Origin of the sequence: Kitasatospora sp. NPDC057500, from assembly GCF_042802195.1 — a bacterium.
GTDB lineage: Bacteria > Actinomycetota > Actinomycetes > Streptomycetales > Streptomycetaceae > Kitasatospora.
Genome location: NZ_JBHVER010000001.1, coordinates 134,917 through 158,355 on the forward strand (window position 1 = coordinate 134,917; position 23,439 = coordinate 158,355).

General features: G+C 74.3%; 6 protein-coding genes (1 of these 6 only partly in view). 2 read left to right on the forward strand and 4 right to left on the reverse strand.

Going from position 1 to position 23,439, the window contains the following annotated elements; genetic code table 11:
• The 3 genes from ACFU74_RS00240 to hemA form a co-directional block, all read right to left on the reverse strand.
• Window positions 1-2,282 carry the start of a type I polyketide synthase gene (locus tag ACFU74_RS00240; RefSeq protein WP_380749267.1) on the reverse strand. Its footprint begins 12,778 nt before the window's first position, so only the first 2,282 of its 15,060 coding nucleotides appear in the window; the start codon lies at window positions 2,280-2,282; the stop codon falls past the left edge of the window.
• Window positions 2,275-16,719, reverse strand: a complete 14,445-nt coding sequence (locus ACFU74_RS00245; protein ID WP_380749270.1) for a type I polyketide synthase — start codon at window positions 16,717-16,719, stop codon at window positions 2,275-2,277. The genes ACFU74_RS00240 and ACFU74_RS00245 overlap by 8 nt, the downstream gene beginning before the upstream one ends.
• 250 nt (window positions 16,720-16,969) lie before the next feature.
• The gene (hemA, locus tag ACFU74_RS00250; RefSeq protein ID WP_380749273.1) at window positions 16,970-18,214 is read right to left on the reverse strand and encodes a 5-aminolevulinate synthase; all 1,245 of its coding nucleotides are present in this window, start codon (window positions 18,212-18,214) and stop codon (window positions 16,970-16,972) included.
• A gap of 210 nt (window positions 18,215-18,424) precedes the next feature.
• On the opposite strand from hemA, the gene ACFU74_RS00255 reads away from it, so the two are divergent.
• Complete coding sequence (locus tag ACFU74_RS00255; RefSeq protein WP_380749276.1) at window positions 18,425-19,969, forward strand: long-chain fatty acid--CoA ligase; 1,545 nt, start codon at window positions 18,425-18,427, stop codon at window positions 19,967-19,969.
• A gap of 6 nt (window positions 19,970-19,975) precedes the next feature.
• Entirely contained in the window at window positions 19,976-21,568 is a 1,593-nt protein-coding gene (locus tag ACFU74_RS00260; protein WP_380749278.1) for a long-chain fatty acid--CoA ligase, read from the forward strand.
• A 164-nt stretch (window positions 21,569-21,732) separates the two neighbouring features.
• Here the strand turns inward: ACFU74_RS00260 and ACFU74_RS00265 are convergent, their stop codons facing one another.
• The gene (locus ACFU74_RS00265) at window positions 21,733-23,436 is read right to left on the reverse strand and encodes a hypothetical protein (protein WP_380749281.1); all 1,704 of its coding nucleotides are present in this window, start codon (window positions 23,434-23,436) and stop codon (window positions 21,733-21,735) included.
• Between the last annotated feature and the right edge of the window lie 3 nt (window positions 23,437-23,439).

Genomic DNA, 23,439 nt, shown 5'->3' on the forward strand with positions numbered 1-23,439 from the left:
TCGACCTCGATCAGACGCGCCCGCACCCCCTCCCCCACCAGCGCGTCGACCAGCTCCGTCACGGCGTCCGCGTCACCCGAAACCACCGTCGACGACGGACCGTTCACCGCCGCCACCGACAACCCCGCCCACGAGGCGATCCGCCCCCGTGCCACGTCCGCCGGCAACGGCACCGACGCCATGCCACCCCGCCCCGCCAACGCCCCCACCGCACGGGAACGCAACGCCACCACCCGCGCCCCGTCCTCCAGACTCAGCCCACCCGCCACACAAGCAGCCGCGATCTCACCCTGGGAGTGACCGACCACAGCGTCCGGAACGACGCCGAAGCCACGCCACACCTCCGCCAGCGACACCATCACCGCCCACAGCACCGGCTGCACCACATCCACCCGCGCCAGCAACCGCTCCGAACCCAACGCATCCGTCAAGGACCAGTCCACAAAAGGCGCCAGAGCCCGACCGCACTCCGCCATCCGCCCCGCGAACACCTCCGACTCGTCCAACAACCCCGCAGCCATCCCCACCCACTGCGAACCCTGACCCGGGAACACCAGCACCGAACGGCCCGACGACACCCCGTCGCCCCGCACCAGCCCCGGCACCGACCGGCCCTCCGCCAGCGCCTTCACGCCGTCGAGCAGCCGGTCCGGGTCGGTGCCCACCACCACGGCCCGCCGCTCGAAGGCGGTACGCGTGAGGGCGAGGGCGCGGCCGGTGTCGGCGGCCCGCAGGGGTCCGGGACCGGCGCCCAGGTGTGCCAGCAGCCGGGCCGCCTGGTCGCGCAGCGCCTCGTCGGTGCGCCCCGACAGCACCCAGGGCAGCGGGTACGCATCGCCACCGACCGCGTTCTCGGCCGCCGGTTCGGCTTCCTCCGCCGGGGCCTGTTCCAGGATCAGATGGGCGTTGGTGCCGCTGACGCCGAAGGCGGACACCCCGGCCCGGCGCGGGCGTCCCGTGTCGTCCCAGGCGCGGGCCTCGGAGAGGATCTCGACGGCTCCCGACGACCAGTCCACCATGGGCGTCGGCCGGTCCGCGTGCAGGGTCCTGGGCAGTTCGCCGTGCTCGATCGCCAGCACCATCTTGATGACGCCGCCCACTCCGGCCGCCGCCGAGGTGTGGCCGATGTTCGACTTCAACGAGCCCAGCCACAAGGGCCGTTCGGCGGGCCGCCCCTGGCCGTACGTGGCCAGCAGGGCCTGCGCCTCGATGGGGTCGCCGAGGGTGGTGCCGGTGCCGTGCGCCTCCACCGCGTCCACCTCGGACGCCGACAGCCCCGCGTCCGCCAGCGCCGCCCGGATCACCCGCTGCTGCGACGGACCGCTGGGCGCCGTCAGCCCGTTGCTCGCCCCGTCCTGGTTCGTGGCCGAACCCCGGATGACGGCCAGCACCGGGTGCCCGTTGCGCCGGGCCTCCGACAGCCGCTCCAGCAGCAGGACGCCGGCGCCCTCGGACCAGCCGGTGCCGTCCGCGTCGGCCCCGAACGCCTTGCAGCGGCCGTCGGCCGACAACGCGCGCTGGCGGCTGAACGCCACGAACGCGTCGGGGGTCGCCATCACCGACACCCCGCCGGCCAGGGCCAGCGTGCAGTCACCCGCCCGCAGGGCCCGGATCGCCAGGTGCAGGGCGACCAGCGAGGAGGAGCAGGCCGTGTCCACGGTCACCGCGGGCCCTTCCAGGCCCAGGGTGTAGGCGATCCGGCCGGAGACCACGCTGCTCGCGGTCCCGGTGTCCAGCAGGCCCTGGACATCGGGGAGGTGGCGCGAGCCCGCGCCGTAGCCGTTGCCGATCGCCCCGAGGAAGACGCCCGTGCCGGTGCGCCGCAGCGTGCGGGGGTCGATCCCGGCCCGCTCGACCGCCTCCCAGGCGGTCTCCAGTGCCAGCCGCTGCTGGGGGTCCGTCGCCAGGGCCTCGCGCGGCGAGATGCCGAAGAACTCCGCGTCGAAGTCGGCGGCGTCGTGGAGGAAGCCGCCGTTGCGGGTGTAGGAGGTACCGGGCCGCTCGGGGTCCGGGTCGTAGAGGCCCTCCAGGTCCCAGCCGCGGTTGACCGGCCAGGCGGAGATCGCGTCGGCGCCCCGGGAGACCAGGTCCCACAGTCGTTCGGGCGTGTCGGCGCCGCCGGGATAGCGGCAGGCCATGGAGACGACGGCGATCGGTTCGTGGCGGGCCTGCTCGGCCTCGCGCAGCTGCCTCCGGGCGTCACCGAGGTCCGCGGTGGCGCGCCTGAGGTAGTCGAGCAGCTTCTTGTCGTCGGGCATCAGTGCCAGCTCTCTCTCAGGCATTGCCGAAGTCGTTGTCGATCAGGGCGAACAGCTCCTCCGCTGTCGCCGTATCCGTCACCGCGGCGGTGTCGTCCACCGGTCCGGGCGGTGGTGCCTCGCCGCCCGGCGCACCGGCGCGCCGGCCCCAGCCGCGCAGCAGTTCGTCCAGTCGTTCGCCGACCCCGTCGGTGTCGGCCGCTCCGGGCGGGACGGCCGCGAGGAGCTCGGCCAGCCGGTCCAGCTCGGCCAGCAGCGGCGAGGGAGGTTCGGGCGCGGCGGACAGCTCCGCGTCCAGGTGGGCGGCGAGCGCCTCGGGCGTCGGGTGGTCGAAGACGACCGTCGGCGGGACGCTCAGCCCGGTGGCCTCGCACAGCGCGTTCCTGAACCGCACCGCGAGCATCGAGTCGAAGCCGACCTCGGAGAAGGAGCGTTCCGGGCGCACCGGACCGGCTCCGGGATGGCCGAGGACCGCGGCCGCGTGCCGGACGACCAGGTCGAGTACCGCTTGACGGCGTGCCTGCCGGTCCAGCGGGGCCAGCCGGGCGGCCAGTCGTACGGCGGGGGTGCCGTCGTCGTCGCCCGCGGCCTCCGAAGTGTCCTCGGCCGGCACCCCGGTGGTGGCGGCGGCCGTCCGGCCCGGAGTGGACAGCCAGTACCGGTCGCGCTGGAAGGGGTACGTCGGCAGCAGGACGGGTGCCGGGCCGCCCGGCCCGGGGGCCCCCGTCCAGGGCGACCAGTCCACCGGACCGCCGCCGGCCGCCCACGCCTCGGTCAGTGAGGCCAGCAGCCGGTCCCGGCCGCCGTCGCCGCGCCGCAGCGTGCCGACCGCCGACACCTCCCGCCCGGCCTCCGCGGCCACCGCCTCGATCCCGGCGAGCAGCGCCGGATGCGGGCTTACCTCGACGACCACGGTGTGCCCCGCCTCCAGCAGGGCGCGGGTCGCTCCGACGAAGTCGACCGGCTCGCGCAGGTTGCGGTACCAGTAGGCGGCGTCGAGCGATTCTCCGGCGACGGGTTCGCCGGTCACCGTCGAATAGAGCGGGACGGCCGAGGCGCGGGGGCGTATCCCGGCGAGGGCTTCGCGCAGTTCGTCCTCGATCCCGGCGACCTGGGCCGAGTGGGCCGCGTAGTCCACCGGGATCGCCTTGGCCCGTACGCCTTCCCGGTCGCAGGCGGCGAGCAGGGCGGCCAGCTCCTGGGGCTCCCCGGCGACGACCACGGCGTCGGGGCCGTTCACCGCGGCCACGCACGCGCCCGCGCCGGCGGGCAGCAGGCGCGTGGTCCGCTCGGCGGAGGCGGCGACCGACACCATGCCGCCGCGTCCCGCCAGCTTCAGCAGCGCCCGGCTGCGCAGCGCCACCACGAGGGCCGCGTCGTCGAGCGACAGCGCTCCGGCGACGCAGGCGGCGGCGATCTCGCCCTGGCTGTGCCCGACGACCGCGTCCGGGGTGATCCCGGTCCCGCGCCAGTGCGCGGCCAGCGCGACCATCACGGCGAAGAGCACCGGCTGGACGACGTCCACGCGGTCGAGCGTCGGTGCGCCGGGCGCACCGCGCAGCACCTCGGTCAGGGACCAGTCGGTGTGCGGGGCGAGCGCCCGTTCGCAGGCGTCGATGGCGGCGGCGAACGTCTCGGAGGCGTCGAGCGCCGCCACGGCCATGCCGGCCCACTGCGAGCCCTGGCCGGGGAAGACGAAGGCCGTACGGCCGCCGCGCGCCCGGTCCTGCACGGCGTCGGGCGCGGGTTCGCCCGCCGCGAGGGCGTCCAGCCAGCCGAGGAGCGCGTCGCGGTCGCGGCCGGTGGCGGCCGCCCGGAAGGGCAGGGCGGGGCGGGTGGTGGCGAGCGCCCGGGCCAGTCCGGCGGCGCCCCCGTCGGGGTCGGCCCGCAGGTGCTCGCCCAGTCGGCGTGCCTGTCGGCGCAGGGCCGCGGGGGTCATGGCGGAGAGCAGCCACGGAACAGTGGTCCCGGTGTCCTCGGACGGTTCGCCGTCCGTGCCTTCGGGCAGCGGGGCGTCGGTGGCGGGTGCCTCCTCCAGAACGGCGTGGGCGTTGGTGCCGCTCATGCCGAACGCGGAGACGCCGGCCCGGCGCGGCCGGTCCCCGTCCGGGGCGTCCCAGGGGCGGGCGTTCGCGAGCAGCCGGACCGCGCCGGCCGACCAGTCCACCCGGCTGGACGCCTCCTCCGCGTGCAGGGTGCCGGGGAGCACGCCGTTCCGCAGTGCGAGCACCGTCTTGATGACCCCGGCGACCCCGGCGGCGGCCTGGGTGTGCCCGATGTTGGACTTCAGCGACCCCAGCCACAGCGGGCGGTCGGCGGGCCGGTCCTGGCCGTAGGTGGCCAGGAGGGCCTGCGCCTCGATGGGGTCGCCGAGCACGGTGCCGGTTCCGTGCGCCTCGACCAGGTCGATCTCGGCGCCGGACAGTCCCGCCGTGGCCAGCGCGGCCCTGATCACCCGCTGCTGCGCGGGGCCGCTCGGGGCGGTGAGGCCGTTGCTGGCGCCGTCCTGGTTCACCGCGGTGCCGCGGATCAGGGCGAGGACCGGATGCCCGAGGCGGCGCGCGTCGGAGAGGCGTTCCACGAGCAGTACGCCCACCCCTTCGCCCCAGCCCGTACCGTTCGCCCCCTCGGCGAAGGAGCGGCAGCGGCCGTCGGGTGACAGGCCCTGCTGACGGCTGAACTCGACGAAGACGTCCGGGCTCGCCATCACCGCGGCGCCGCCGACCAGGGCGAACGAGCAGTCGCCGGCGCGCAGTGCCTGGCCGGCCAGGTGCAGCGCCACCAGCGAGGACGAGCAGGCCGTCTCCACGGTCACGGCGGGGCCGCCGAGCCCGAGGGTGTAGGCCACGCGGCCGGAGGCGACGCTGGTGACCGTGCCGCTGAGCAGGTGCCCCTCGACCTCGTCGGACGGGTTCTGCGGACCGGTGCCGTAGCCCTGGGCCGCGACGCCGACGTAGACGCCGCCCTCGCTGCCGCGTACCGACGCGGGATCGAGTCCGGCCCGCTCCAGTGCCTCCCAGCTGGTTTCGAGCAGCAGTCGCTGCTGCGGGTCCATGGCCAGTGCCTCGCGCGGGGAGATCCCGAAGAACTCCGCGTCGAACTCGGCCGCCCCGTCCAGGAATCCGCCGCCGGTGGTGTAGAAGGTGCCCGGGTGCAGGGGGTCCGGGTCGTAGAGGGTGTCCAGCGGCCAGCCGCGGTCGGCGGGCAGCGCGGCGACCGCGTCCACGCCGTCGGCCACCAGTCGCCACAGGTCCTCGGGCGAGCGGACGCCGCCCGGGAACCGGCAGGCCATCGAGACGATCGCCAGGGGTTCGTCGGCCGCCCCGGGCCCGGCCGCGCCGCCGACGGCGGCTGCGGGGTCCGCCGCGGCCGGGCCGGTCGTGCCGTCGGCGTCCGGTTCCGTGCCGCTCAGCCCGGCGAAGAGGTGCGCGGCGAGGACGGCTGCCGTCGGGTGGTCGAAGACGGAGGTGAGCGCGAGCGGCAGAGCGGTGGCCTCGACCAGCCGGTTGCGGAGTTCCACGGCGGTGAGCGAGTCGAAGCCCAGCTCGCGGAACGGGCGGTCGGCCAGGAAGCCGGCGGCCGACTCGTGTCCCAGGACGGCTGCCGCCTCGCTGCGGACCAGCTCCGTCAGCAGTTTGCGGCCCTCCGGCTCGGACAGCCGGTGCAGTCGGTGCAGCCACGACGGGTCGCCGCCCGTACCGGACCCGGACCCGGCGGCGGTGTCCGCAGCAGCGGGGCCGCCGTCCGCCGCCCGGGGCTCCGGGACGGCCGGCAGGCCGCGCAGCAGCGCGCTGTCCCGCACCGAACCGAAGGTGGGCGCGAAGCGGCTCCAGTCCAGCTCGACGACGACCGCCTCGCCCTCGTCCAGGGCCAGCGCCAGGCCGAGCGCGGAGAGCGCCGCCGCGGGGGCCATCGGCACCAGCCCGTGGCGGCGCAGGCCGTCGCCCACGGCGCCATCGGCCATGCCCGCGCCGGCCCAGGGGCCCCAGGCCACCGAGGTCGCCGGCAGGCCCCGCCCGCGCCTCGCCGCGGCGAGGCCGTCCAGGTAGGCGTTGGCCGCCGCGTACGCGCCCTGGCCGCCGCTGCCCCACGTCCCCGAGATCGAGGAGAACAGCACGAAGGCGTCCAGCGGGCGGCCTTCGAACAGGGCGTCGAGGTGGGCCGCGCCGCGCGTCTTGGCCGCCGTCCGCCAGGCCAGTTCCTCCGGCGTGCAGTCCATCAGCGCGGTGTCCGAGGTCAGTCCCGCCGTGTGCACCACGGCCCGTACGGTGTCGCCCTCGTCGCGCAGCCGCTCCAGGACCCGTTCCAGCGCGGTGCGGTCGGCGACGTCGCAGGCCAGCAGGGTGCTCCGGGCGCCGAGCGCCGCCAGGGCGTCGACCAGCGCGTCGGCGCCGGGGGCCTCGGGGCCCCGCCGGCTGAGCAGGACGAGGTGTTCCGCGCCGCGCTCCGCGAGCCAGCGCGCCACCTGGGCGCCGAGGCCTCCGGTTCCGCCGGTGACGAGGACCGTGCCGCGCACCGTCCACGGTGCGGGCGCGGGTGTCGCGGGCTCCGGCGCGGGGACGAGGCGGCGGCCCAGCGGCGCCGGCGCGCGTACGGCCACCTGGTCCTCGCCGTCCCGCCCGGCCAGCACCGCGCACAACCCGTCCAGCGCGGGCCCGTCCAGCAGGTCCGGCAGGTCGACCAGGCCGCCCCAGCGCCGCGGGTGCTCCAGTGCCGCCACCCGGCCCAGGCCCCACACCTGGGCCTGTTCGGGGCGGACCTCCTCCGTGCCGCGGACCGCCACCGCGCCGCGGGTGGCGCACCACAGGGGCGCGTCGATGCCGCTCTCGCCCAGTGCCTGGAGCAGCAGCAGGGTCCCGGTCAGGCAGGTGTCGAGCGTCCGCAGGCCCGGGTGGGTTCCCTCGGCCAGGGCCAGCAGGGACAGGACGCCCTCCAGGGCGCCGAACTCCGGGAGCAGCGAGGCCAGCTCAGCGCGTTCGACGGCGGCCCCGACCCGGATCACGACCACGTCGGCGCCGTGTCCGGCGAGAGCCTGTTCGCAGGCGAGTGCGGTGTCCTCGGCGCCGGGTCCGTCCGGGGTGACGAGCAGCCAGCGACCGGAGAGGCGGGGCTCCGCGGGCGCGGTGAGCGGCTCCCAGGCGATGCGGTAGCGCTGGGGGCCGGCCGGGACCGCGGTCCCCCGGCGGGAGCGCCAGGCGGCGGGGGCCGGGTCCAGCGCGGCTTCCGGCCAGAAGCGCCTGCGCTGGAAGGCGTAGGTGGGCAGGTCGACCCGCCGCACGTCGGTTCCGCTCCAGCCCGCCGACCAGTCCACCGCCACGCCGCGCAGGTGGAGCGAGGCGAGCGCGGTGCGGACAGCGTCCGACTCGCCACGGCCGTCGCGCAGCAGCGGCACCGTCCCGGGGCCGCCGGGGGCCGGGGCGGGGGTGGAGTCGGGGACGGGGTCGGGGACGGGGTCGGAAAGGCAGGTGTGGAGCATGCCGGACAGCACGCCGCCCGGTCCGAGTTCGAGGTAGGTCGTCGCACCCTCGGCCCGCAGCCGGCGGGCCCCGTCCAGGAAGCGCACGGTGCCCCGGACGTGGCGTACCCAGTGGTCGGGGGAGCGGAGTTCCGCGGCCGTGGCCGTACGCCCGGTCAGGTTGGAGACGATCTCGATGCCGGGCGCGTGGTAGGTCAGCGACTCGGCCACTTCCCGGAACGCGTCGAGCATCCCGTCCATCCGGGCGGAGTGGAACGCGTGGCTCACGCTCAGGCGCCGGGTGCGCCGTCCGCGGGAGCGGAACGCACCGGCCAGGCGCGTAACCGCGTCCGCGTCACCGGACAGGACCACGGAGCTCGGCCCGTTGACGGCGGCGACGTCCACCGCGTCCCGGCCCGCCTCCCGCTCCGGGGCGGGGTGCCCGGTGCGGTCGTCCAGCAGGGCCCGGTGCACTTCCTCCTCGGTGGCCTCCACCGCCACCATCGCCCCGCCCCCGGGAAGTCCGTCCATCAGCCGTCCCCGGGCCGCTACCAGCGCGCAGGCGTCGGGCAGGTCCAGCACGCCCGCCGCGTGGGCGGCGGCGAGTTCGCCGACGGAGTGCCCCATCAGCAGGTCGGGCCGCACGCCCCAGTGCTGCACGAGCCGGAACAGCGCCGTCTCCAGGGCGAACAACGCGGGCTGGGTGTACCGGGTGCGGTCGAGCAGATCCGCATCCGGCGTTCCGGGCTCGGCGAACAGGATGTCGCGCAGGGGAAGGTCGAGGTGCGGGTCCAGGCCGGTCAGCACCTCGTCGAGGGCGTCGGCGAACACCGGGTCGTCACGGTAGAGCTCCGCACCGGCGCCGGCCCGCTGGCTGCCCTGTCCCGGGAAGAGGAAGGCGGTCCGGCCGGAGCGTACGGCGCCGCCGGTGAGCAGCCGGCCCGCTGCCGTGCCGCGCGCGAGTGCGGTGAGCGAGCGCCGGACGGACGCCCGGTCCCGTCCCAGGACGGCGGCCCGGTGTTCGAGCGGGGCTCGCCCCGTGGCGAGCGAGTAGGCGACGTCCGCCAGTTCGACGTCCGGGTCGGCATCGAGCCGGCTCACCAGTCGGCCGGCCTGCGCCCGCAGGGCCTCCGGTGTCCTGGCCGAGAGCAGCAGCGGCACGGGAGGGCCGGTACGGCGGGCGGTGGGAGTTGCGGTGACCGCCGCGATGGCCATCGTGGCGGTGGCGGTGGTGTCCGAGGCGAGCTCGGCCGGGGCGTCGGTCCGCTCCAGGGTGTCGGTCCGCTCCGGGGCGTCGGTCCGGTCCGGGGCGGGCACGACCGCGATGGCGGGCGCCTGCTCGATGATCGCGTGGGCGTTGGTGCCGCTGATGCCGAACGACGACACCCCCGCCCGACGCGGGCTCCCGGTCTCCGGCCACGGGGTGCGCGCGGTGAGCAGGCGGATGCCGCCGCCGGACCAGTCGACGTGCGGGTTCGGCGTCCCGGCGTGCAGGGTTCCCGGCAGTTCGCCGTGGCGGATGGCCAGCACCATCTTCATCACCCCGGCCACCCCGGCCGCGGCCTGGGTGTGCCCGATGTTCGACTTCACCGAGCCGAGCCACAGCGGACGGTCCGCCTGGCGCGCCGGTCCGTGGACGGCCTGGAGCGCCTGCGCCTCGATGGGGTCGCCGAGCCTCGTGCCGGTGCCGTGGGCCTCGATCGCGTCGATCTGGTCGGCACGCAGCGCGGCGTCGGCCAGGGCGGCGCGGATGACCTGCTGCTGGGACGGGCCGTTGGGGGCGGTGAGCCCGTTGCTGGCGCCGTCCTGGTTCACGGCGGTGCCGCTGATCAGCGCGAGCACGGGGTGGCCGTGGCGCAGGGCGTCGCTGTGGCGCTCCAGCAGCAGCACTCCGGCGCCTTCGCCCCAGCCCGTGCCGTCCGCCTCCGCCGAGAACGCCTTGCACCGTCCGTCGGCGGCGAGCCCGCGCTGCCGGCTGAACTCCACGAAGAGCCGCGGGGTGCTCATCACCGTCACCCCGCCCGCGAGGGCCTGCTCGCAGTCGCCGCGCCGCAGTGCCTGCACGGCCAGGTGCAGCGCCACCAGCGACGAGGAGCACGCGGTGTCGACGGTGAGCGAGGGCCCCTGGAGGCCGAGGACGTAGGACAGCCGCCCCGAGAGCACGCTGGCCGTGTTCCCGGTCAGCAGATGCCCCTCGGACACTCCCTCGGCACCCTCCAGCAGCGCGGAGTAGTCCTGGCCGTTGGTGCCGATGTAGACGCCGACCTGCCGGTCCTTCAGCGCCGTCGGATCCTGCCCGGCGCCCTCGACCGCCTCCCAGGCGGTTTCCAGGAGCAGCCGCTGCTGCGGGTCCATGGCCAGCGCCTCGCGCGGCGAGATGCCGAAGAACTCCGCGTCGAACTCGGGGGCGTCGTGCAGGAAGCCGCCCTGCCTGCTGTACGTGGTTCCGGCGCGGTCGGGGTCCGGGTCGTACAGCCCCTCGGTGTCCCAGCCCCGGTTCGACGGCCAGTCGCCGACGGCGTCGGTGCCCTTCGAGAGAAGGTGCCAGAAGTCCTCGGGCCGGGTGACCCCGCCGGGGAAGCGGCAGCCCATGCCGACGATCGCGATGGGTTCCTTGCTGCCGGGCTCCTCCGCCCGGCTCGCCTCCGCGCCGACGGAGCCGGCGGTGGTGGCGGCGCCGCTCGCCGCGGCCGGCAGGTCCAGGTCCGCGAGCAGCCGGTCGGCCAGTGCCGACGGTGTGGGGTGGTCGAACAGGACGGTGGCGGGCAGGCCCAGTCCGGTGACGGCGGCGAGCCGGTTGCGCAGCTCCACCGCCGTCAGCGAGTCGAAGCCGAGCGCGGAGAACGCCTTTCCGGGCTGGACCGTGTCGACGTCGGGGTGGCGCAGGACCGTCGCCGCGTGGGTGCGCACCAGTTCGGTGAGGGTCCTGACCCGGTCCTCGTGGCGCGGCAGTTCGGCGATCTGCTGCCGCAGGGCATCGGCGGAGCCGCCGCCCTCGCGGGCCGGCGACGGTGCGGTGGTGTCCGGAACGGGCCTCGCGGCAGCCGGGTCCGGTATCGCGTCGAGCAGGGCGGCGGACCGCAGGCCCATGCCCGTGGTGAAGCGCCGCCAGTCGACATCGGCGACCACGACCAGCGCGTCGTCCTCCGCGAGTGCTCGGCCGATCGCGGTGACGGCCGTCTCGGGCTCCATCACCGGCATGCCGAAGTCCCGCAGCCGCGCGGCGACTCCGTCCGCCAGCATGCCCGGCCCGGCCCAGGCGCCCCACGCCACGGACGTGCCGGGCAGCCCGGCGGCCCGGCGGGCGGCGACGAGTGCGTCGACGGCCGCGTTGGCGGCCGCGTAGTTGCCCTGCCCGGCGTTGCCCACGACGCCCATCACCGACGAGAACACCACGAAGGCCGACAGGTCGAGCCCGGCGGTGGCCTCGTGCAGGTTCCGTGCGGCGGTCAGCTTGGCCCGCAGCACCACGGCGAGCCGGGCGGGGTCCAGCGCGTCGAGCACACCGTCGTCGAGGACGCCCGCCGCATGGATGACGGCGGACAGCGGGTACCGCGCCGGGATGCCGGCGACCAGCGCCGCCAGTGCGGCCGGGTCCGCGACGTCGCAGGCCGCGAAGGCCACTTCGGCGCCCAGCCCCGTCAGTTCCGCCCGCAGCGCGTCCGCGCCGGGTGCCTCGGCGCCGCGACGGCTGACCAACAGCAGCCGTTCCGCGCCCTGGCCCGCGAGCCAGCGCGCGGTGTGCGAGCCGACGCCACCGGTGCCACCGGTGACGAGGACCGTGCCCTGCCATCGCGGTCGCGTCCGCACCCCGACGGCCGCGTCGCCCTCACGGGGCTTCGGCGCCGCGGACGGCGCGGGCCGCAGACGGCGGCCGTGGACCCCGGTGGAGCGCACCGCCACCTGTTCCTCATCGGCCACGGCTCCCGCGAGCACCGCGCACAAGCGGCGGGCGGCCCGAACGTCCAGCACCTCGGGCAGGTCGATCAGACCGCCCCGGCGATGCGGGTGCTCCAGTGCCAGCGTCCGGCCCAGGGCGGCGGACGCGGCCTGACCGACGTGCCCGGGCCGCTCCGCGCCGCCCAGGACCGCCGTTCCCTTCGTCAGCGTCCAGAGCCGGGCGGGGATGCCCGCGGCCTCCAGCGCCTGGGCCAGCGCGAGGGTCAGCGCCGGACCACCAGGGAGGTCGGGGTGTTCGGGGTGGGGGCGCTCCTCCCAGGACAGCAGGGACAGCACTCCGGCGATCGGCTGCTCCCCGGCGGTCTTCGTGAGCAGGGCGGCGAGTTGTCCGCGGGTCGCGCCCGGATCGGCGACGACGCACGGGAGGAGGTCGGCTCCGGCCTCGCCGAGGGTGTCCAGGACGGCCGCCGCGTCGTCGCCCTCGGGACGCAGGGCGAGCCAGCGACCGGGCAGGCCGTCCGCCGGCGCGACCGACAGGGGCGCCCAGGCGACGTGGTAACGCCAGGACTCCGCCCTCCGTTCACGCTTCCTGGCGGAGCGCCAGGTCGCCAGGGCGGGCAGGACTTCGTCCAGGGCTTCACGGCCGACCCCGAGGACTTCGGCGAGTCGGGCGGGGTCCTCCAGTTCCAGGTCGTCCCAGCGGTCTTCGGCGGGGGCGGCCGGGACGGCGGCGGGGGCGGTCAGCCAGTAGCGCCGCCGCTGGAAGGCGTACGTCGGCAGGTCCACCCGCCGGCCCTCCGGGAACGCTCCCGACCAGTCCACCGCCAGTCCGCGCTCCCACCCGCGGCCCACCGAACGCAGCACCTGTTCCAGGCCGCCTTCTTCACGCCGCAACGTCCCCAGCACCGCAGCGTCCGCACCCGCGGCCTCCACCGACTCCCCCACCGCCACGCCCAGCACCGGGTGCGGGCTGGACTCGATGAAGACGCGGTGCCCGGCCGCGAGGAGCGCACGGGTCGCCTGCTCGAACTCGACGGTCTCCCGCAGATTCCGGTACCAGTACCCGGCATCAAGGGACTTCGTGTCCAACAGGCCGCCCGTCACGCTCGAATAGAACGGCACCGAACCGGACCGGGGCACGATGCCGTCCAAGTCGGCGAGCAACTGCTCGCGGACCTCCTCCACATGCGCGGAGTGCGACGCGTAGTCGACCTCGATCAGACGCGCCCGCACCCCCTCCCCCACCAGCGCGTCGACCAGCTCCGTCACGGCGTCCGCGTCACCCGAAACCACCGTCGACGACGGACCGTTCACCGCCGCCACCGACAACCCCGCCCACGAGGCGATACGCCCCCGCACCTCCTCCACCGGCAACGGCACCGACGCCATCCCGCCCCGCCCCGCCAACGCCCCCACCGCACGGGAACGCAACGCCACCACCCGCGCCCCGTCCTCCAGACTCAGACCACCCGCCACACAAGCAGCCGCGACCTCGCCCTGCGAGTGACCCACCACCGCATCGGCCACCACACCGAACGAACGCCACACCTCCGCCAGCGACACCATCACCGCCCACAGCACCGGCTGCACCACATCCACCCGCGCCAGCAACCGCTCCGAACCCAACGCATCCACCAACGACCAGTCGGTGTAAGGCGCCAGAGCCCGACCGCACTCCGCCATCCGCCCCGCGAACACCTCCGACTCACCCAGCAACTCCGCGGCCATCCCCACCCACTGCGACCCCTGACCCGGGAACACCAGCACCGAACGACCCGACGACACCCCGGCACCGCCGGCCACCGGTCCCGGTGCCGAACGCCCCTCCGCCAGCACCTTCACCCCGGCGAGCAACTCGCTCCGGTCCGCGCCCACCACCACCGCACGGTGCTCGAAGGACGCACGCCCCACCGCCAGCGAGTAGCCCACGTCCGCCAGGTCGAGCACGGGCTCCGCCGCCACCCGTGCCGCCAGCGCCTCCGCCTGTGCCCGCAGAGCCTCCGCACTGCGCGCCGACACCGGCCACACCACCGCCCCGGGACGCCGGGTACCCTCAGCCGCCCCGACCGGAGCCCCGACCGGAGCCTCGGCCGGCGCAGCCTCCAGGATCACGTGGGCGTTGGTCCCGCTGATGCCGAAGGAGGACACCCCGGCCCGGCGCGGACGTCCCGTGTCGTCCCACCCACGGGCCTCGGTGAGCAACCGCCCGGCCCCCGCGGACCAGTCCACCTCGGGCGTCGGGCCGTCCACGTGCAGCGTCTTCGGCATCACCCCGTGCCGCATCGCCAGCACCGACTTGATGACCCCCGCCACACCGGCCGCGGCCTGGGCGTGGCCGATGTTGGACTTCAGCGAGCCGATCCACACGGGACGGTCCGCCGGACGGCCCTGCCCGTACGTGGCCAGCAGCGCCTGAGCCTCGATCGGGTCACCCAGCCGCGTCCCCGTACCGTGCGCCTCCACCACGTCCACCTCGGACGCCGACAGCCCCGCGTCCGCCAGCGCCGCCCGGATCACCCGCTGCTGCGACGGACCGTTCGGCGCCGTCAGACCATTGCTCGCACCGTCCTGGTTCACCGCCGAACCACGGATCACCGCCAGCACCGGATGCCCGTTGCGCCGCGCATCCGACAACCGCTCCACCAACAGCATCCCCACGCCCTCGGCCAGGCCGAAGCCGTCGGCGGCTGCCGCGAAGGCCTTGCAGCGGCCGTCCGGGGCGAGGCCGCCCTGACGGCTGAACTCCACGAGCATGCCGACCGTGGACATCACGGTCGCGCCGCCGGCCAGCGCCAGCGAGCACTCGCCCGACCGCAGCGCCCGCACCGCCAGGTGCAGGGCCACCAGCGAGGACGAGCACGCCGTGTCCACGGTGACCGCCGCTCCCTCCAGACCGAGGGTGTAGGCCAGTCGGCCCGACGCGACGCTCCCGGTGTTGCCGGTCAGCAGGTGGCCGCCCTCGTCGGCGCCCTGTTCGAGAGGGGGCCCGTAGTCCATCGTCATCGCCCCGACGTAGACGCCCGTCGGGGTCCGCCGCAGCGTGGCCGGGTCGATCCCGGCCCGCTCCAGCGCTTCCCAGGCGGTCTCCAGCAGCAGCCGCTGCTGCGGGTCCATCGCCGCCGCCTCGCGCGGCGAGATGCCGAAGAACTCCGCGTCGAACTCGGCCGCACCGGCGAGCGAACCCGCCTCCCGCTGGTAGTACCGGCCCGGCGTCCCCGGTGCGGGGTCGTACCGTCCGGCGGTGTCCCAGCCGCGGTCGTCGGGCAGCGCGGAGACGGCGTCGGCACCTGCCGCCACCAGCTCCCACAGTTCGTCGGGGCTGCCGACACCGCCGGGGTAGCGGCAGGCCATGCCGACGATCACCACGGGGTCGTCGTCCGCGGCCCGCCGCACCGGCCCGTCCGGGTCCGGGTTCCCCTCGGGCCGCTCGCCGCCGATCCCGGCGCAGAGGTACGCGGTCAGGGCCGCCGGTGTCGGGCAGTCGAAGGCGACCGTCGCCGGGATGCGCAGCCCCGTCGCCGCACTCAGCCGGTTGCGCAGCTCCACGGCGGTGACGGAGTCGAATCCCAGGTCGAGGAAGGCCAGGTCGGCGGGGACCGGATCGGTCCGCCCGGTCAGCGCGGCGGTCTCCTCGCCCACCAGCCGTGCCAGCGCGGCACGCCGCTCCGGTACGTCCATTTCGGCCAGCTCCGCGCGGAACGCGGTGCCGGCATCCCGGTCATCGCCTGCGCCGCCCGCACCGCCCGGCCCCTTCGCGTCCCCCGGTCCGGGCTCCGCGAGCGCCGCCAGGGCAGCCGCCGGCAGTTCCCGCACCCGGGCCTGCCGGCCGGCGGACAGCACGTCCCGTTCCGGGGTGACACCGCGTACGTACAGGTCGCCGAGCGAGGTCAGGAACCGGCCCGGACCGCCCTGGTCCCGGCGCAGCGTCCCGAGGACGGCGGCCTGCGCACCGTGTTCCTCCGCGCAGTCCGTGAGGGCGGAGGTCAGCACGGTGTGCGGGCTGACCTCCAGCAGGACGCCGTACCCGTCCCGCAGCAGGGCCCCGGTCGCCTGGTGGAACCTGACCGGGTTGCGCAGGTTGCGGCACCAGTAGTCGGCGTCCAGTGCCGGGACGTCCAGTCGTCCCCCGGTCAGTCCGGAGTAGTAGGGCAGCTGCGGTGTGCGGGGCCGGATCGGTGCGAGGTCGGCGCGCATCCGGGGGATGATCGCGTCGATGTGGGGGGAATGGGCGGCCAGGCCCACCGCGATCCGCCGTGCGTGCACCGCGTCCGAGGCCAGGTCGGCGAGGAGTTCGGCCGCGGCGTCGCGGTCGCCGGAGACGATCACGGACCGCGGGCCGTTGTGCGCGGCGACGACGAGGCGGCCGTCCCAGCGGCGCAGCCGCGGCTCGACCTCGCCGGCCGGGGCCATGACGGAGACCATGTCGCCCTGCCCGGCCAGGGTCGCCTGGGCCTGGCTCCACAGGGCCACCACCCGCGCGCAGTCGTCCAGGGACAGCGCGCCGCAGACCGCGGCGGCGGTGACCTCGCCGACGCTGTGCCCGAGCACGGCGGCCGGTTCCACACCGTGGGACCGCCACAGCTCGGCGAGCGACACCGTCACGGCGAACAGCAGGGGCTGCACCACGTCGGCCCGGTCCCCGGCGGGGGCGCCCGGCGCGTCCGGGTCGCGGAGCACGTCGATCGGCGACCAGTCGACGAACGGTTCCAGGGCCTGCGCGCAGGCGTCCATCCGGTCGCGGAACACCGTGGAGGTGTCCAGCAGGTCCACCGCCATCCGGGGCCACTGCGCGCCCTGTCCGGGAAACACGAAGGCGACCCGGCGGCCGGCTCCTGCGGCGCCCTCCACCAGGCCGGGCATGCTCCTGCCGTCGGCGAGTGCCTGCAGCCGCCGGAGGAATCCGTCACGGCCGTCCGCCACCAGTGCCGCCCGCCGGCTCCCCTCGGAAGCGGTGTGCGCGAGGGTGAACGCGATGTCCTGGGGGCTCCAGTCGTCACGGCCGGCCAGGTACGCGTGCAGGCCGCGCGCGCCGGCCGCCAACGACTCCTTGCCGCTGCCGGCCAGTGTCCACAGCAGCGGTGCTTCCGTACCGTCGGGGTGCGCCATCGTGTGTTCGGACTCCTTCACGGCGAGCAGGACCATCAGTCGCGGGACCGTGGCGGCGCGCCCGCTCCCACGGGTCGCGCGCCGACCGGGACGCCTTCGTCATGCCCGGCGTGTACCGCCACCGGACCTGCGACGTCGATCTTGCCCAAGTCGCATAGCAGCCCGATAGCGCAGGCCGCGACACGATGCGGACGGGGAAAAGGGCAGGTCACGGAGTCGCGGGAGAGCCGCGCGCACCCCGTGGGACGGGTCAGCCTCCGGCTTCGGCGGACCGCTGCGGGCCCGGGGTCCGGGCCACCCCCAGCTCCCGCCAGATCCCGTCCAGTGCGGCGACGAACTCCTCCACCGCCGCGGGCTCGTGGACGGCGCCGGGCGCGCTCCTGAGGATCTCCTGGCCGACGCGCACGCTCGGCGCGTTGATCGCCTGCACGTAGATGCCGTGGCGTTCCAGCAGCAGGGCGGAGATCCGCCGGGCGAGTGCGTCGTCCCCGACGAAGACCGAGACGATGTGGGACTCGTCGGAGACGAAGGGGATTCCGCGTTCCGTGAGGAGCCGGTGCGTCAGCCGCGCGTTCGCGCGGAGCCGGTCGCGTTCCTCGTCCGAAGCGCGCAGGTGCCGGACCGCGGCGAGCGCGCCCGCCACGACCGCCGGTGGCAGGGCGGTGGTGAAGATGAAGGAGCGGGACAGGCCCCGCACCGCGTCGACCAGCTCGGCGGGACCGGCGATGTATCCGCCGGTGGTGCCGAACCCCTTGGCGAGCGTCCCCATGATGACGGTGAACTCGTCCGCGATGCCCAGGCTCGCGGCGATGCCGGCTCCCTCCGGCCCGTACATCCCGACCGCGTGGACCTCGTCGAGGAAGGTCACCGCACCGTACTCGCGGGCGATCCGGGCGATCTCGGCGAGCGGGGCGACATCACCCGCCATCGAGTAGACCGACTCCATGACGATCATCTTCGGCCGGTCGGGATCGGTGGCGGATATCAGCTCTTCCAGGTGCGCCGTGTCGTTGTGGCGGAAGATGTGCTTCTCGGCGCCGCTGTGGCGGAGCCCGTCGATGATCGAGGCGTGGTTCATCTCGTCGGAGAAGACGGCGCAGTTCGCCGGCCGGCCGGCGAGGACGGTGAGGGCCCCGTCATTGGCGGTGTACCCGGAGGTGAAGAGAAGGGCGTCCTCCTTGCCGTGCAGATCCGCCAGTTCGTTCTCCAGCAGCACGTGGTAGTGGTTGGTTCCGCCGATGTTCCGGGAGCCGCCCGCGCCCGCGCCGTACTCGCCGAGGGCTTCCCGGGTCGCCGCCAGGACCAGCGGGTGCTGGCCCATTCCCAGGTAGTCGTTGCTGCACCACACGCTGATCTCGGAGGTGATCCCGCCCCGCAGGCTCCGGGCCGCCGGAAATTTCCCGGCGAGCCGGCCGATCTCGAGAAACTCCCGTTTCGCCTCCGGGGATCCGCCTTCCCTCATCTGCCGCGAGAAGAGCTCCAGGTAATGGTTCATGACCACCCTTTTCTCCGAGGACTGCGCCGGTGCGGGGGCCGGACCGGTAGAGGGAATTGTCTCAGAGCGGAATATCACTTCGATGGCGCGGTCTGCGACAATTCAGCACGCCCCGCGCGCCGGATTCCTCAATTCAAACCCCTGGTGGACCTGCGGTGCGCGTTGTACGCTGAGCGGAAATTCCCCGGAACGGCACCACTGGAGTTTCCCATGCCGTCGGACGAAACGTATGTCAGCCAGATCCTTGAGGTAATCTCCGCGGAACCGGAGAAGGTGGTCCTGTCCTGGCGCGACAGGACGCTGACCGCGGCGGAGCTGACCGCCCTGGTCCGGTCGGCCGCGCAGGCCCTGCACCGGGACGCCGGCGGGAGCGGCGGCGGCGCCGTGGTCGCCGTCCTGACCGTCACCAACACCGCCCCGACCCTGGTCCTGCGGTACGCCGCGAATCTGGTCGGGGCCACGGTGGTCCATCTGCACACCACCAACGCGGTCGACCCGGCGGACCACCTGGCCGCCGGCGCCAAGCTCAAGATCCTCCGGGACACCGGTGCGACGTACCTGGCCGTCGACGCGGAGAACCTCGCGACCGCCCGTGAGCTGCGCGAGCGGCTGGGCACTCCGCTCACCCTGGCCGCCCTCGGCGACCTGGGCCCCGATGTCCTGGACCTGACCGCCGGGGACCCGGACGCACTGGATCCGGCCGGCATCGAGATCGGACCCGACCGGCCCGCGGTGGTGACCTACACGAGCGGCACGACCGGCGAGCCGAAGGGCATCGCCTTCGACTTCCGGGCCCGCAACGGCTTCATCTCCGCCGGACTCCGGATGGGCTGGCGGTCCGTCTACCTGGGCTTCCTCCCGCTCAGCCACTCCAGCGGCGCCACGGCCGACGACGCACTCGCGTCCGGCGGCTCGGTGGTCCTGCGGGACGGCTTCGACCCGGGCGACGCGTTGCGCGCCGTCGAGCGGCACGGGATCACCCGGATGCTGCTCTCCCCTCCCCAGCTGTACCTGCTCATGGACCATCCGGAGGTGGGCTCGACCGATCTGTCCGGTCTCCGGATGGTGACGTACGTGGGCTCCCCCGCGTCCCCCGAGCGACTGGCCGAGGCGGTCAAGGTCTTCGGCGACGTGCTGATCCAGGTCTACGCGACCAGCGAGGCGGGCTTCGTCAGCATGCTCTCGCCCACCGAGCACCTCGACCCCCGGCTGCGGGTCACGGTCGGCCGCCCGATGCCCGACTGGGTCCGGATCACCGATCCGGACGACCACCGCGACCTGCCGCCCGGCGAGACCGGCGAGGTCTGCGTACGGTCGCCCTTCACGATGAGCGAGTACGTGGCCGAGCCCGAACTCACCGCCCGGACCGTACGGGACGGCTGGGTGCACACCGGTGACCTCGGCTTCGTCGACGGCGGCGGCTACCTCCACCTGCGCGGCCGGATCGGCGAGGTGACCAAGACCAACGGCATCAAGATCCACCCGGTGACGGTGGAGAACGCCCTCCTGGCCCATCCCGACGTGGCTCAGGCCGTCGCCTTCTGCGTCAAGGACCGGGACCGGGTCGAGTACCTGCACGCCGCCGTGGTGCTGCGCGAGGCGGGCACGGCCGGCCCCGACGAACTGGCGGAGCACATCCGGGCCACCATCTCGCCCAAGCACGTCCCCGCGCGGATCCACGTCCGCCCCACGCTGCCCCTCACCGGCGTCGGCAAACCGGACAAGGCGCGGCTGGCCGCGGAAGCGGGCGGGTGAGACCCCGTGACCCTCTCCGTGGCGGCGATCCTCGCCGAGTCCGCGCTACGGCGGCCGGAGCACCCGGCGGTCGTGTCCGGTACGCGGAAGATCACCTACCGCGAGCTGTGGGACGGGGCGCGGAGGTACGCGGCAGCGCTGCGCGCGCGGGGCATCGGCCCCGACGACAAGGTGGCGCTGCTGCTGCCCAACACACCGCACTTCCCGCTGGCCTACTTCGGTGTGCTCGCCCTCGGCGCGGTCGTGGTCCCGGTCCACTCCCTGCTCCGGGCGGACGAGATCGCGTACGTCCTGAAGGACTCCGGGGCGGCGGCACTGATCTGCGCCGCCCCGCTCCTGGCCGAGGGCGGCAAGGCGGCGGAGACGGCCGGCACGCCCGTGCTCACCGTCATGGAAGAAGGGGACGAGGAGGAGGGGGGCGCCCGCGCGCCGCGGCTGGACGCGCTCGCGGCGCGGAGCACCCCGATCGACCGCCAGGTACCGCGCGACCCCGGGGACATCGCGCTGATCCTCTACACCTCCGGCACCACCGGCCGGCCCAAGGGCGCCCTGCTCACGCATCTCAACGTGGTGATGAACGTCGACACGACCATGCTGTCGCCGTTCGACTTCACCGCGGACGACGTCCTGCTCGGCTGCCTGCCGCTGTTCCACACCTTCGGCCAGATCTGCGGCATGAACACCTGCTTCCGGGCGGGGGCGACCCTGGTGCTGATGCCGCGGTTCGACGGACCGGGCGCGCTGGACCTCATGGTGCGGGAGGGCTGCACCGTCTTCATGGGGGTCCCGACGATGTACACGGCACTCCTCGACGCGGCCCGCTCCGCCCCGCGCAGGCCCGCGCTCGACCGCGCGTTCTCCGGCGGCGCGGCGCTGCCGGTGGCGGTCCTGGACGCGTTCCGGGAGACGTTCGGCTGCCCGGTCCTCGAAGGGTACGGGCTGACCGAGACGTCTCCGGTGGTGGCCTACAACCAGAAGGCGTGGCCGCTCAGACCGGGCACGGTGGGCCGGCCGATCTGGGGCGTCGAGGTCGAGATCGCCAGGGCGGACGTGGAGGACAGGATCGAGCTGGTGCCCGCCGGCGAGACGGGGGAGATCGTCATCCGGGGGCACAACGTGATGGCCGGCTACCTGAACCGGCCGGAGGCGACCGCCGAGGCCATCGTGGACGGCTGGTTCCGCTCGGGCGACCTCGGCGTCAAGGACGACGAGGGCTACCTGTCCGTCGTCGACCGCAAGAAGGACGTGGTGCTGCGCGGCGGGTACAACGTCTACCCGCGCGAGGTGGAGGAGGTCCTGGCCCGCCACCCGGCCATCGCCCAGGCAGCCGTCGTCGGACTCCCCCACCCCGTCCACGGCGAGGAGGTGTGCGCGGTGGTCAGGGTCCGCCCCGGCACCGCGCCGGACCCGGCCCTCGGCGCCGAGATCGTCGCCTGGAGCAGGGAGCGGATGGCGCCGTACAAGTACCCGCGCCGGGTGGAGTTCGTGGACGCCTTCCCCCTCGGCCCCAGCGGCAAGGTGCTCAAACGGGAGCTGGTCGCCCGGTTGAGCGCTGCGGATCCGGACAACCCGCCGGGCGACCGGCCACGCCCGCACTGAGCCCGGGCCCGGGCGCTGCGCCGCACGAATCGAGGCGGGCGGCCCGCGGAGTGCCCGCCCGCGGACCGCTCGACACGAGAGGCCGTCCCCGCATTGCCGCGAGGACGGCCTTCCGGTCTGCTCGAACACAACATCGACCAGGGTGCCAGGATCTCGAACCCGGGCTATTCCAGGACCTCGGCATCCTCCTCGACCACGGCGGCAGGCGAGTATCCGGAGATGTCCAAGTACCACATGAAGCGACCGTTGTTCATATCGGGGGACGTCGTCCGGGTGACCTTCCGTTCGCTGTCGTTGGCGTCGGCCTTGAGATAGCTGCCCTGCCAGTGCGACTTGAGGTAGACCAGGTCGCCGGTTCGCAGGACGCGCCTCCCCTTGTGGGTGAAGGAGGTGGCAACGCCCGTCGGACCCACCTCCACCTTGGGATATGTATAACCCGGATTATGGGATTTCGCGACGAACGCGTCGGCCACCACGAGTTCGCCACCGCCCTGGGGAATGGTGATGTTCTTGCCTGCGCCCATGTTCAGGCCGCCGTTGGCGTTGAGGCCACCGTGGAGGTTCACCGTGGCCTGCGCCGTGGTGTCGAAGCGGCCCGTCTTGAGCCAGAGATACCCGTTGGCCCCGGGGTCGAGAGTGACATTGCCGCCGGCGGTGACGTCACCGGTGGCAGCGAGGGCGCCGTTGACCGTGACACTGCCGTTGAGGCCGAGCACGCCGGCCCCGCGCCCGTTGATCTCGCTGGCCGCAATACTGATGGTGCTGATGGCCCCGCTGTAGGTTCCGTTCCCCGTCACGGACAGAACGCCGTCGAGGAACGTGGCTTTCACCTTCTTGGCGACATTCTCCTTGTCCGGCATGTTCTCGATGGTGAGCGCAGCGTTCTCGGGCGACCTGACGGCCTTCACGATGAGGGCATTGGTGAATTCGGTGGCGCTGTTCGAGATGGTCAAGGCCCCGCCCGTGATGGTCAGCGGCCTCTCGTTGGGCGCTGTGGCGTTGTAGGGACCACGGATCTCCCCGACGCGGAGGACCTTTCCGACCGCCTGGTTGATGTGCCCGTTGAACACGCTGTCCCCGGCGGCAGTCACGGCGGTGACGGCGATGTCGGGGTTGTTGACCTTGATGTAGGTGGTCAGGTAGCGGACTTCGTTGCTCATCCTGGCTTCGAGGGTGAAGCTGGAGTCGTCGACCAGGTTGTCCGGGGAAGTCCAGCGACCGCCACTGGCCGTGGACGACCCCTGGGTGCCGTCCGGCTTGCGGTAGTACACGGTGTACGTCGCGTGGGGGGTGCCTTCCCAGTGGAGGGTGGCCTTGGTGTTGCGGGCGATGGCGACGGAGGCCGGGCGGAAGCTGTGCAGGTAGAAGGAGTCGTCGCGCTTGCTGACGATGCCCTTGCCGGTGCGTTCCAGGAAGGGGCCGTCCGCGCCGGTGGTGGAGGTGGACTCCTCCCAGACGATGTCGACCGGGCCGGCACCGCCGTTGACCTCGATGCCCCACAACTCCAACTGGACGCTCCAGCGTCCGTCGAACGCGGCGGGCTCGTCCGGCGGCGGCGAGCAGGTGAAGACGACCTGGTTGGGGTCGCGGGTGTCGCGGTCGACGGCCCACTGCCGCTTGCCGTCGGGCACGGTCAACTCGTAGTGGATCAGGGTCGGTTCGCTGGTCAGGGCGGAGGCCTGGCGGCCGGTCGGGATGCGGACCTTGAACCATTCGCAGTGCACCGGCCAAGGTCCGCTCGGCTCGCCCTTGCCGTAGGTGATGGTCAGTTTGGCGTACTCCGGTTTGGCGAAGGTGGAGACGTTCAGCGGGCTCGGGTCCTCGACCATGGCGGGCGGGAGCAGCATGGGGAGGTCGGCGGCAGTCACGGC